Origin of the sequence: Virgibacillus flavescens (assembly GCF_050574275.1) — a bacterium.
Taxonomy (GTDB): domain Bacteria; phylum Bacillota; class Bacilli; order Bacillales; family Amphibacillaceae; genus Virgibacillus_F; species Virgibacillus_F flavescens.
Genome location: NZ_CP192260.1, coordinates 1,557,441 through 1,569,868 on the forward strand (window position 1 = coordinate 1,557,441; position 12,428 = coordinate 1,569,868).

9 protein-coding genes are annotated in these 12,428 nt (G+C 38.0%); 8 read left to right on the forward strand and 1 reads right to left on the reverse strand.

Going from position 1 to position 12,428, the window contains the following annotated elements:
- Positions 1-47 precede the first annotated feature (47 nt).
- Positions 48-683, reverse strand: coding sequence for a sporulation membrane protein YtaF (gene ytaF / locus VBD025_RS07405; RefSeq protein WP_430790798.1), 636 nt, complete (start codon positions 681-683; stop codon positions 48-50).
- A 221-nt stretch (positions 684-904) separates the two neighbouring features.
- Between ytaF and VBD025_RS07410 the strand changes: the two genes are divergently transcribed.
- The 8 genes from VBD025_RS07410 to VBD025_RS07445 all read left to right on the forward strand — a co-directional run bounded on the left by VBD025_RS07410 (position 905) and on the right by VBD025_RS07445 (position 12,420).
- Entirely contained in the window at positions 905-3,073 is a 2,169-nt protein-coding gene (locus VBD025_RS07410; RefSeq protein WP_430790800.1) for a DNA topoisomerase III, read from the forward strand.
- Between the two features lie 813 nt (positions 3,074-3,886).
- Positions 3,887-5,473 carry an ATP-binding protein gene (locus tag VBD025_RS07415; RefSeq protein WP_430790802.1) on the forward strand — a complete coding sequence of 529 codons (1,587 nt, stop codon included), beginning with the start codon at positions 3,887-3,889 and terminating at the stop codon, positions 5,471-5,473.
- A 4-nt stretch (positions 5,474-5,477) separates the two neighbouring features.
- Positions 5,478-6,164: a response regulator gene (locus VBD025_RS07420; RefSeq protein ID WP_430790804.1), complete on the forward strand. Its 687-nt coding sequence runs from the start codon at positions 5,478-5,480 to the stop codon at positions 6,162-6,164.
- 211 nt (positions 6,165-6,375) lie between these two features.
- The gene (locus tag VBD025_RS07425; RefSeq protein ID WP_430791306.1) at positions 6,376-7,341 is read left to right on the forward strand and encodes a tripartite tricarboxylate transporter substrate binding protein; all 966 of its coding nucleotides are present in this window, start codon (positions 6,376-6,378) and stop codon (positions 7,339-7,341) included.
- A 251-nt stretch (positions 7,342-7,592) separates the two neighbouring features.
- Positions 7,593-8,048, forward strand: a complete 456-nt coding sequence (locus tag VBD025_RS07430) for a tripartite tricarboxylate transporter TctB family protein (RefSeq protein WP_430790806.1) — start codon at positions 7,593-7,595, stop codon at positions 8,046-8,048.
- 38 nt (positions 8,049-8,086) lie between these two features.
- Positions 8,087-9,586, forward strand: coding sequence for a tripartite tricarboxylate transporter permease (locus tag VBD025_RS07435; RefSeq protein WP_430790808.1), 1,500 nt, complete (start codon positions 8,087-8,089; stop codon positions 9,584-9,586).
- Positions 9,587-9,595: 9 nt separating this feature from the next.
- Positions 9,596-10,978, forward strand: coding sequence for an SLC13 family permease (locus VBD025_RS07440; RefSeq protein WP_430790810.1), 1,383 nt, complete (start codon positions 9,596-9,598; stop codon positions 10,976-10,978).
- Between the two features lie 5 nt (positions 10,979-10,983).
- The gene (locus VBD025_RS07445; protein WP_430791308.1) at positions 10,984-12,420 is read left to right on the forward strand and encodes a bifunctional 2-methylcitrate dehydratase/aconitate hydratase; all 1,437 of its coding nucleotides are present in this window, start codon (positions 10,984-10,986) and stop codon (positions 12,418-12,420) included.
- The last annotated feature ends 8 nt before the right edge of the window (positions 12,421-12,428 follow it).

Consider the following 12,428-nt stretch of genomic DNA (forward strand, 5'->3'; position numbering starts at 1 on the left):
GAAGTCGTTCGGATAATTTTCTGTATAAAACAATTAATCTATCAGAATTACAATAGATTAATAATTCCAAGGACGATTAAGAAAAAGGGGGATAGCAACGTTACTTGATATAAAGATTTGTTTTGCGCCAGTAACTCGCCAGCAATCAGTCCAGTATAAACAAATAATCCACTCATGAAAGCAATTAAACCAGCTGTAAACAGGGGAGCATAACCTAGCATCGCAGCTCCAAGCCCGGCACCAAATGCATCGAGAGCTAAAGCTGAGCCAAGCAGCAAAGCTTCTGAAGTAGAAATGGACCCTGACTGATCGAGATCCGCATGCTGGGGTTTCGACAGAACGCTGCCATACTTTTTTATCCTGTTCGCTTCGATTATTTTATGATGATCCTGCTTGTAGGTCTGCTCACTAATTTTGGTCCGAACAACGTTTACAAGACAGTATAACCCAATTGCAATCAGAATCGCCCCACCTAATCCTTCCGCTATCCCAGGTGAAATATACGAACTCAAATGCATTCCAATGGTCATAGAAATTAAGACAATGATTCCTGAGCACAACATGATAATAGCCAAGGCAACGAATGGAACACGAATCCTTCTCATACCATACGTAATTCCAACACCGAATCCATCCAGACTTACCGCAATTACCAAAAGGAATAATCCCATATAAAAAAACATTCGATATCAATCCTTTGTATAGGTTTTATTCATTGTATGAGGAGTGAGTCAGGATGTGATATAGGAATGGGCATTATTTAAAATATATATTCTCTTGAAGGAAGAGGAAATCAGTTTAGCTATGGACTTGCTGCAATTTTTTATTAGCCGGTGACACTCTGGAATTAATTAAAAGTATGATAAAATAAAGGCAGAGATAACGTACAGAAAGGAATTTTTTAATGAGTAAAACAGTCGTACTAGCAGAAAAACCTTCCGTGGGCCGTGATATTGCGCGTGTCCTGAATTGTACTAAAAAAGGTAATGGTTTTATGGAAGGGTCAAACTACATCGTAACCTGGGCGCTCGGCCATTTAGTTACACTTGCCGACCCGGAAATTTATGATGATAAATATAAAACATGGAAGCTGGATGATCTTCCGATGCTTCCAGAACATTTAAAATTAGTTGTAATGAAAAAAACCGGCAAACAGTTTAATGCGGTTAAAACGCAGCTTACCCGCAACGATGTAAAGGAAATTGTCATTGCAACGGACGCGGGGCGTGAAGGTGAACTTGTTGCCAGGTGGATATTGGAAAAAGCGCGGGTAAAGAAACCTGTGAAGCGGTTATGGATTTCTTCTGTTACAGATAAAGCGATTAGAGATGGCTTTAATCAGTTAAAGCCTGGGGATCGTTACCTGACGTTATATGATGCTGCAGTTGCCCGTTCAGAAGCAGACTGGTATGTGGGATTAAACGCTACACGTGCATTAACAACAAAATTTAACGCACAGCTGTCTGGTGGCCGGGTACAGACGCCAACACTTGCAATGATTCAAGCGCGTGAAAATGAAATCAAAGACTTTAAGCCGAAAAAGTTTTATGGTATTCAAGCAGTTACCGATAAAGGGCTGAAGTTCACTTGGGCAGATTCTAAAAATAACAGTCGCATATTTGATAAAGATAAGGCAGACTCTATTTTGAATGAACTAAAAAACAAACCTGCTGCGATTGTTTCTGTTGATAAAACACAGAAAAAGAAGCATCCTGCTCAGCTTTATGATCTAACCGAACTGCAGCGTGATGCAAACAGGATTTTTAATTTTTCCGGTAAGCAGACACTATCTGTCATGCAAAAACTGTATGAGCAGCATAAGGCGTTAACCTATCCAAGAACGGACTCAAAAGTAATTTCGTCTGATATTGTTCCTACACTGAAGGACCGTGTGAAAGCATGCGGTGTTGATCAGTATGCCCGCTTTGCGAGTAAAATTCTAAAGCGTGATTTTAAGCTATCAAAAGCAGTTGTGGATAATACTAAGGTTTCAGATCACCATGCGATTATCCCTACGGAAGAACCTGTAGAACTAGCCGATTTAAACGATAAAGAACAAAAAATATATGATTTGGTAGTGAAACGTTTTTTGGCAGTTTTATCTGATCCACATGAGTATGAACAAACGTCTGTGGAAGTTAAAATAGGAGATCAGCGATTCACTGCTCAAGGAAAACGTGTAACGAAACAAGGCTGGAAAGAAATTTATGACAAAGGATTTGATGATACAGAAGCAGTTCAAACATTGCCAAAGCTTGAAAAAGGCGATACGTTTGATTCTGTCAAAATATCTCAGACGAATGGCGAAACAAAGCCACCTGAACGATTTACAGAAGGTGGATTATTACAAGCGATGGAAAACCCGGTTCGCTACATGAGTTCTGACGAAAAGCACCTGGCAGGCAGCCTGACAAAAACGGGTGGCCTAGGAACAGTGGCAACGCGTGCGGACATCATCGAGAAGCTGTTTAACGGTCAATACATGGATCGAAAAGGAAAGCATTTATTTTTAACATCTAAAGGAAAACAGCTGCTGGATCTGGTTCCAGAAGACTTGCGATCTCCTGCGCTTACTGCCGAATGGGAACAGAAGCTTGGATTAATTGCCGAGGGTAAATTAAAACGAGCAGCGTTTATAACCGAGATGAAGGGCTATACAAAAGAAATTGTCCAGGAGATAAAAGGGAAAGAAGAAACATTTAAGCATGACAATATGACAGGTACCAAGTGTCCGGATTGCGGGAAACTCATGCTTGAAATTGATAACAAAAATGGACGAATGCTCGTCTGTCAGGATCGTGCATGTGGTCATAAGAAAAATATTGCGAAACGAACCAATGCCAGATGTCCGAACTGTCACAAGCGTCTGGAACTCCGCGGAGAAGGCGAAGGACAGATGTTCACATGTAAATGTGGGCACCGTGAAAAACTTTCTACGTTCAACAAACGCAAACAACAGGAGAAAAAGCATAAAGTATCGAAGCAGGATGTAAATAAATATTTAAAGAAACAGGATGATGACGGATTTAAGAATAGTGCATTGGCAGATGCGCTGTCGAAGCTGAAGAAGTAGTAAATTCTTTAGGATTTTATCATCTCTTCTCCAAAATACTAGACTCTCGTGGGATCTCCAGCTCGTGCTGTTACCGCGGGAGTCTATTTGACTATTCAACTTTCGCATCTAGATAATCATGAAGAATGAAGTAAACTGTTGTATTTGATGTAAACTGCGAAGTGACAGTATCGAGATTTCCGCTGATGGCAGTCGCGTACCTTAGGGCGGCTGTTGAGCCTCCTCGTGCTGACGCACTCCGGGGTCTTACCTATGCCTGTCCTCCCGGAGGAGTCGACTGCCATCCGCTCCAATCTCTAGATTAGAGATTGATGTCACGGTTTTATAAGAGTCACATTCGATAACTATATCTCTTTCAGAGTGCAATTGCTTACAGAAGAAACAAAGACGTAAACAGCTTTACCAGTTCAGGTGAGCGGAGGGCGGTGTCTACTGCGGGAACAGCAGGAATCTAAATGCCCAGCAGAGTTTTATTTTGGTCACCGAAAAAGTGGTGGATTATAAATTTTAATTATTCTACCGTAACTTAGCATCTTCGAATATACGAAGACTCCCGCGGAAAGCGAAGTATATTCGAAGATGCGACCGCAGATCCTCCTATTTCGTACCACATTCAACCCTTTTTCAGTGGCCAAGCAAGCGAAGAGCACTGAATATAATTATAAGTTAAATCGCAGTATAGAGATATTGTGTCAACTACATATTCTAGTCTGCGAAAGTTGAGTTATTAAATTATTAATACTATTATGTTATTATTATGTTGCATAACGAGTTAATTTTGTTGCTATTTAGAAGGGTTGTTGCAGCATACATATGAAAATGGTTAGCTTACAGACGAAAATACTTGGATTAATTATCACTCTCATTTTAGTAGTGACTATTTTACTGACAGGTATTATAGCTTATATAGAGTCAGAAGAAACGAAAGAAAATATAGGGGATCGAGCCTTGCATGTAGCAACTATTATTTCCTTTATGCCAAGTATTAAAGAAGCTTTCAATGCCGAGAAACCTGAAGAAAGAATACAGCCAATTGCTGAAAGAATTAGAGAAAAGGTCGGAGCGGAATTTATAGTAGTAGGAAATGCAGAAGGGGTAAGGTATTCGCATCCGAATGAATGGAAGTTAGGAAAACATATGGTGGGCGGAGATAATGAACGAGCGCTGATTCATGGTAAATACTATACTTCACAAGCAGTTGGGAGTCTTGGTCCCTCATTGCGTGGGAAGGCACCGGTTTTTAATGAAAATGGGAAAATCATAGGTCTGGTTTCAGTAGGGTTTATGGTGGAAGATATTAAAACAATAGTCTTCAAGAAACTTGTGAAAATTAGTAGTATATCTTTAATAGTTTTGTTCTTTGGGGTACTCGGAGGTATACTTTTAGCACGGAATATCCGAAAAGATACACTTGGACTGGAACCTTATGAAATTGCATCCTTGTTTCGTGATCGAAATGCCATTCTTCTTTCCATAAAGGAAGGAATTATCTCGATTGATAAACATGGTTATGTAACCATGATGAATCATTCAGCAAAAATGATATTAGGTTATACAGATGATCCGCGGATGGAAAAGATAGAAAACATTCTGCCTAATACTAAAATGTATGAAGTACTTAACACTGGTGTTAGTAGTAAGAAAGACGAAGAAATGTTTTTACGAGACCGTGCTGTTATTGTTAATCGAACGCCAATTAAGGAAAATGGAGAAGTTGTTGGTGTTGTAGCGAGTTTTCGGGACAAGACAGAAGTAAATGAGATGTTAAATGCACTTTCTGAAGTTCGAAGGTATTCAGAAGATTTACGAGCTCAGACGCATGAATTTACCAATAAATTATATGTTTTATCTGGATTACTGCAATTAGGACATTTTGATGAAGCAATTGAATTATTACAAAAAGAATCTTCCCTTCGTCTTAACCAAAATAAAGTAGTTATTGAGCAAATTAAAGATAAGACTGTTCAAGCAATTTTGCTAGGAAAGATTAGTAAGGCTTCTGAAAAAAAGGTGGATTTTCATATTGATGAAAATACCTCCCTAGATAGCGTTCCGAAGCATATTGATATGACGAAACTAATAACTATACTGGGAAATTTAATAGATAATGCTATAGAAGCTGTTGAACATAACCAAATCAAAAGCGTTACCTTTTTTTCTACAGATATTGGAGAAGATATCATATTTGATATTGCTGATAACGGCCCTGGTATAGAAGAAGATGTAATGGTTAATTTATTTAAAACCGGGTTTTCAACTAAGCAGGATCTTGATCGTGGATATGGATTAGCATCTGTAAAGGAGATTGTTGAGGATCTTCGAGGTGGGATAGAAGTCTATAATAAAAATGATGGTGGTGCCGTCTTTTCCATTTTTATACCAAAACAACCGAGTGGGTGATTAAATGATTCATGTAGTAATTGCAGAAGATGATTTTCGAGTAGCGGGTATTCATGAAGAATTTTTGTCAAAGATAAGTGATGTTAAGGTAGTAGGTAAGGCACTTAATGGAAAAGAAACCTTGCAGTTAGTTGAGAAGCATTCAATTGATTTAATTTTATTGGATATATATATGCCTGATATTCTAGGCACAGAATTGATAGGCGAAATCAGGAAGATAGACGGTTCGATAGATATTGTCATGATATCTGCAGCAACGGATAAATTAATGGTTGAAAGCACACTTAAAAATGGTGTTTTTGATTACATTATTAAGCCAGTAAAAATGGACCGCTTTATTGAAACGATTGAAAAATATAAACGCACCAAAAATTCACTGAATGATAAGTCGGAAATTGATCAATCTTTTTTAGATGATTATTTCGGCTATCAGCAAATAGAGAATCCCAGAACTGAACTTACTCCCAAAGGCATTGATCCTTTAACATTAAAAAAGATTAATGAAATCATAGAAAACAGTCATGGTGGACTTACAGCAGAAGAAATGGGTGTTGAAATAGGCGCTTCCAGAACAACGGCAAGGCGTTACCTGGAATATTTAATATCGATAGGAAAATGTACAGCGCAACTTGAGTATGGAATTGTTGGAAGACCGGAAAGGAAATATAAGAGTATTACACAAACATCCTGATTTTTTAATCCGGATGTTTTTTTCTTTTACTGTGAACAAAATGAACAAAATAGACGAAATGACCTTTTGTTATTTTATTTTGAAAACGGTTACATTTCTGAAAAATTGATTTACAGTTGTAGCTAGTACCAATGATGTGAAAAAGTCATTGGAAAAACGAGGGGGATATAAATTGAAAAAATTATTACCATTATTAGCATTTGTATTATTAATGATTTTTACGGCAGCATGTTCGGATAATGAAAAAGCAAGTAATAAGTCAGATGGGGAATGGACTCCAGATAGTTCGATTGAAATTGTGTCACCATCTGGAGCAGGTGGCGGTTGGGATACAACTGCAAGGATGGTAGGAAAAGTATTCAATGAAACAGGTATCATCGAACAGGATATTGGGATTGTTAACAAGCCAGGCGGTGGCGGAGCAGTTGGATGGGCTTCAATTCATGCGAAGAAAGGAAGTAACACTGACTTGTTCGTATCATCACCACCTATTTTATTAGTTCCGTTAAATGGTCAATCAGAATATGGACATGAGGATTTCACCCCGCTTTCTAATGTTATTGCAGACTATGCTGCATTTGCGGTAGCGGCTGATGCAAAATGGGATAACATGAATGAATTATTTGATGATATGAAGAAAGATCCATCAAGTATTACGGTTATCGGCGCTTCATCACCAGGAAGTATGGATCACATTCAGTTCGTTAAAATTGCAAAAGCAGCAGGTGTTGATGTTACAAAAATTAAATATGTATCAGATCAAGATGGTGGTGCTCTGACTGCGTTACTAAATGGAAGTGTTGACGTATATTCAACTGGTGTTGCTGAAACAGTAGAACAAGTCAAAGCAGGCAAAATCAAAGTATTAGGTGTTACATCTGAAGAACGTTTAGAAGGTGAAGTGTTGTCTGATTTCCCAACGGTTAAGGAACAGGGGATTGATGCTACTTTTGTGAACTGGCGTGGATTTTTTGGACCGCCAGACATGGATGAAGCTGCTGTTAAGTTCTATGAAGAGAAATTTAAAAAGTTAAGTGAATCAGAAGAGTTTGCTGAAATCCGCAAGAAGTTTGGATGGAGTGAAATGTATATGGATAGCCAGGAATACAAGAAATTCTTAGACAAAGAAAAGAAAGATATTAAAGCGTTGCTAGAAGAATTAGGGCTTGCAAAGTAAGACAAAACAGGTTAGCCAATGATTTCGGTCATTGGCTTTACTTTTTTACACATAAGGAAAGTATAAAAGTTTAGAGCAAATGCCGGTATAAGTAAAACTTCGGCATTCGCTATCAAAGACGAGGCGAATGCCGAGTTTTTCTAAACAGATAAGAAAGTATAAATCCTTTCTTGCTGCATAAGTGCAACTAAGGCTTTCGCCATAAAATGCTTGGCGAAAAGCCAAGTTTTCTAAGAAGAGGTGGTATAACCATGTTTCGTACATTAAATAAAAAGATTTCTGCTTTTTTAGTTGTTTTAGCTATCGGTTACCTGGTAATGAGTTTTAATTTACCTTCCTATAAATACGTTCCCATAGATTCTGATCTTGTGCCGATAGGACTAGGGTTTTTGTTATTGATTTTGTCGATTTCCCTTTATTTTACTAAGGATCAAAATAAAAAAGAAAATGATGATGATCATTTATCTAAAAGTGAACTAAAAATTGTACTGATAGTAATTGGTTTCATATTCCTTTATATATTTTTCCTTGAAATCATTGGCTTCATTATAACTACTGTATTATTTCTCTTTTTTTGTTCACTATTTCTCGGATTTAAAAGGCACGCGGTCAACGCGATTGTTTCACTAAGCGTCCCAATATTAATATATTTATTATTTGATTCATTTTTACAAGTACAGTTGCCTACAGGGATTTTACCTTTCTAAAAGCAATTGGGCATGTATGATCAGAAGGAGGTAACAGAATGGAAGTATTTCAAGGATTAGCACAGGGCTTTCAAGTAGCACTCAGCTTTCAAGGGTTAATGTTTGTATTTATTGGTGTTGTCGTAGGTACGGTTATAGGTATGATTCCAGGACTTGGTCCAATTACAGCAATCGCGGTAATGATTCCTATTACATATGGAATGGACCCAGCAATTGCGTTGTTATTAATGGCAGGTGTTTATTATGGTGCAGCCTACGGAGGTGCAGCGTCATCCATTTTGTTGAATGCTCCTGGCGTTTCTGAAGCGGTAGCTACAACATTTGATGGTTATCCTATGGCTAAACAAGGAAAAGCTGGAAAAGCCCTCGCCATAGCTGCAATTGGCTCATTCGTTGGAGGAACGATAGGTATCATTTTTCTAACTTTCTTAGCACCATTATTATCAAAAGTAGCGGTTTCTTTTGGACCTACCGAATATTTTGCTCTTATGCTACTGGGTTTGACCGCAATAGCCAGTCTCTCTGATGGTTCGACTATAAAAGCGCTGATCTCAGGCACGATTGGATTAATGATTGCAACAATTGGAATTGATGGACAAACTGGGACGCTTCGTTTTACGTTTGGAAGTCCGCACCTTTTGGAAGGAATAGATTTTCTAGTCATCGCGCTAGGTTTGTTTGCCCTTGCAGAGGTAACTTCGCTTATTAAAAATAGAAATGAAAAAATGAATAATATGCATAGTGTGGGTAGTCTTAAGCTTACAAAAAGTGAATATAAAGAGTTAGTTCCAACTATGGGAAGACAATCAGTGCTTGGTTTTCTAGTTGGAGTTCTTCCAGGTGCAGGTGGAACTATTTCATCTTTTCTGGGTTATATAAGTGAGAAGAAGATGTCGAAAAACGCTGACGAATTTGGTAAGGGTGCAATACGTGGTGTGGCAGCTCCTGAGACGGCTAATAATGCAGCATCAACTGGTGCGTTCGTTCCATTGCTAAGTCTGGGAATACCTGGTTCAGGAACAACTGCTGTAATGCTAGGGGCATTAATCGTTCTGGGAATTCAGCCCGGACCTTTATTAATGGCAGACCATCCAGATGTATTCTGGGGAGTAATCGCCAGTATGTATATTGGTAACGTACTGTTGCTCATATTGAATTTACCACTGATTCCGTATCTTTCACGTATTTTACTCGTTCCAAAACAATTGCTGATATCTTTAGTCATTGTGTTTTGTATTATCGGAGTTTATGCAATAAGTTTTAATACGTTTGATTTGTACCTGCTTTTGGCATTTGGAATTATTGGATATTTTATGCGAATAATTCAATTCCCTGCTGCTCCTTTATTACTTGCATTTATTCTTGGTGGCATGATGGAGCAGTCGTTTAGACAAGCTTTAACGATATCAAACGGAAGTTTATCTATTTTCGTAAGCAATCCAATTTCAGCAATCATGCTGTTAATTGCTTTCTTATCCTTTTTGATACCTCTTATTAAAAACCGAAAGTCTAAAACAAAATTCGAACAAAGTAAGTAGAGAAGGACCATGAAAGCTAAAATTATTTACTGCCTGTTAATAGTCGTATTCATTATATATATGAAGCAGCAATTTTTAAATGGGTTCACGATGGATCAACAGCTGACCATGGGTTTGTTGTTAGTTGCCGTCTACCTGTGGGTAGCAGTTCCAATCCCAAGCGGTGCATCCAGCATTCTACTACTTGCATGTATGCTGTTATTTGGACTGGTAGATAGTGTCGAGGAGGCGTTTAGTGGTTTTCTGTCTCCGGCACTGTACTTTATTCTAATGCTATCTCTTATAAGTTATTCACTAGTATTTGTAGGTATAGATAAAATGATTGCCAGATTTTTAGTAAAAGTCAGCAAAAAAGGACCTATCACGCTCGTGATGACGTTACCAATCTTTATTCTATTACTGCCAATTTTACTGCCTTCAGCAATTGCTAGATTTAAAATGCTGTCTCCTTTAATTACAAAGTTAAATCATTACTATGGATTTCAAAGTAGAAGTTTGTTCGAAAAGTTCTGTATGTATGTGATTGGAATGCTAAATCAAAAAGCTACAATGATTATTTTTACTGGTGGTGGATTCCCTATTCTGGCCTCTCAATTATTAAGAGACTATCATGTAGCGGATGTAGGCTGGTTAGATTGGTTATTACATATAGGTCCCCCATTATGGGCAGGGTGTTTACTAATTGTTATCTTTGTTTGGCAATATCTCAAAAAAACAAATCCGGAAGACGACTGGTTCAAGGAGGATAAATTAGTTAATTTTCCTGAAGAAGAAAATAAGGAGCAATATACTCCCGTCTTTTGGTTAGTGATAAGCACATTTTTATTAATGATACTAACATGGATTATCGCCGATCAAGATAAAGTACCATTGCTATTGCCTCCTATGATTTTAATTGTTCTGTATTCGTTTCCAGGAGTAAAGATAATAACAAATAAAGTGATTCGTAACTATGATTGGGAAAACTTCTTATTATTAGGGTCATCTTTTTCACTTGGTATGTTAATGGCGAGGAACGGAACTGCGGATGCATTGGCTAAAGAATTAATTAGCCTTGTATCACCAGATCAATCTTTTGTGATAAAAATTGTAACGATTGCTCTTTTTGTTTTTTTGATACGACTTTTATTTGTAGTTCCTTCTTCTGCAATGATCGTTATTTTTCCAATTGTTGTATCATATGCAGAAATCATGCATATTCAAGCTGAAAAACTTACATTTATGATTATCATGATTATCGGTGGTGTTATGATTTTGCCTATTCACTCACCGACTACATTTTTCGCATATGAAACTGGTGTTTTTACCAAAAAAGAGCAGTATATAATTGGAACTTTTTCAAGCTTCGTTATTATGTTTATGTCTATACTTGCTGCAATTTATTACTGGTAGGGGGAATTATATTGGAGAATAGTAAATTTGAAACTGACAGATTATTAGTAGAAATAGCTGACTATGTTAAAGATGGAAAAATTGATAATGATGATGCAGTGAAGACTGCTTCCTACGTTTTAATGGACACATTGGGATGTGGTTTTCTGGCATTACGTTATCCTGCCTGCACGAAACATCTTGGCCCTGTGGTACCTGGTACGCTCGTTCCGAATGGAAGCAGAGTTCCTGGTACACAATTCGAACTAGATCCAGTTCTTGCGGCATTTAATATTGGGACGATGATAAGATGGCTAGATTATAATGATACGTGGCTAGCAGCTGAATGGGGTCATCCATCTGATAATCTGGGAGGAATATTAGCAGTTGCTGATTATGTTAGTCGGAATAATACCGCTAAAGGTAAGGCCCCTCTAAAGATGGAAGATGTGTTAATTGCTACGGTTAAAGCCCATGAAATTCAAGGGGTTTTGGCACTTGAAAATAGCTTGAATCGAAAGGGTCTAGATCACGTTCTCTTTGTCAAAGTGGCTACAGCTGCTGTGGTAACAGAAATGTTAGGCGGTACAAAAGATGAAATTATTAATGCAGTTTCCAATGCATGGATTGATAACTCCAGCCTACGTACCTATCGTCATTTTCCAAACGCTGGTTCCAGAAAGTCCTGGGCAGCGGGTGATGCCACAAGTCGAGGCGTGCGTCTGGCATTAATGGCAGTAAATGGTGAAATGGGTTATAGAACAGCTTTGTCTGCAAAAGGCTGGGGATTTGAAGATGTTTTATTTGGCGGGGAAAAGCTAACAGTAAGCCAGCCTTTAGGTTCCTATGTAATGGAAAATATTCTGTTTAAGATATCTTATCCAGCAGAATTTCATGCCCAAACAGCTGCAGAATGTGCTGTGGATCTGCACCCTGAACTTTTAAATCGTATCGAAGCTATTGACAGGATTGTCATTACTACTCATGAATCCGCAATTCGAATCATCGATAAGACTGGGCCATTATTTAACCCAGCAGATCGTGACCATTGTCTGCAATACATAACAGCTATAGGATTACTCTTCGGAACCATTACAGCAGACCATTATGAGGAAGAAACAGCAAACAATCCACTTGTAGATCAGCTTCGTACTAAAATGGAAGTAGTTGAAGATAAACAATTCACCGCTGATTACTTGGACCCTGAAAAGCGTTCCATTGCAAATGCTGTCCAGGTATTCTTGCGCAACGGCACCACTACTGAAAAAATAGTACGGGAATATCCTTTAGGGCACCGCTTTCGTCGAGAAGAAGGAATTCCAAAACTCTTAACAAAATTTAAAGCAAATCTTGAAACCAGATTTCCAGAAAAACAGGCAACCGAAATTTATGCTCTATGTCAAGACTATTCTGGCTTAAAGAGTATGAGTGCTGATGATTTTATGAGCAGGTTTATTATTTAAAAAGGAGG

Bases quoted from the DNA above. Each gene is read 5' to 3' on its own strand.
- VBD025_RS07410 (WP_430790800.1), top strand. From the start codon at position 905: ATGAGTAAAACAGTCGTACTAGCAGAAAAACCTTCCGTGGGCCGTGAT.
- VBD025_RS07440 (WP_430790810.1), top strand. From the start codon at position 9,596: ATGAAAGCTAAAATTATTTACTGCCTGTTAATAGTCGTATTCATTATA.
- VBD025_RS07420 (WP_430790804.1), top strand. From the start codon at position 5,478: ATGATTCATGTAGTAATTGCAGAAGATGATTTTCGAGTAGCGGGTATT.
- VBD025_RS07415 (WP_430790802.1), top strand. From the start codon at position 3,887: ATGAAAATGGTTAGCTTACAGACGAAAATACTTGGATTAATTATCACT.
- VBD025_RS07430 (WP_430790806.1), top strand. From the start codon at position 7,593: ATGTTTCGTACATTAAATAAAAAGATTTCTGCTTTTTTAGTTGTTTTA.
- ytaF (WP_430790798.1), bottom strand. From the start codon at position 683: ATGTTTTTTTATATGGGATTATTCCTTTTGGTAATTGCGGTAAGTCTG.
- VBD025_RS07435 (WP_430790808.1), top strand. From the start codon at position 8,087: ATGGAAGTATTTCAAGGATTAGCACAGGGCTTTCAAGTAGCACTCAGC.
- VBD025_RS07425 (WP_430791306.1), top strand. From the start codon at position 6,376: ATGATTTTTACGGCAGCATGTTCGGATAATGAAAAAGCAAGTAATAAG.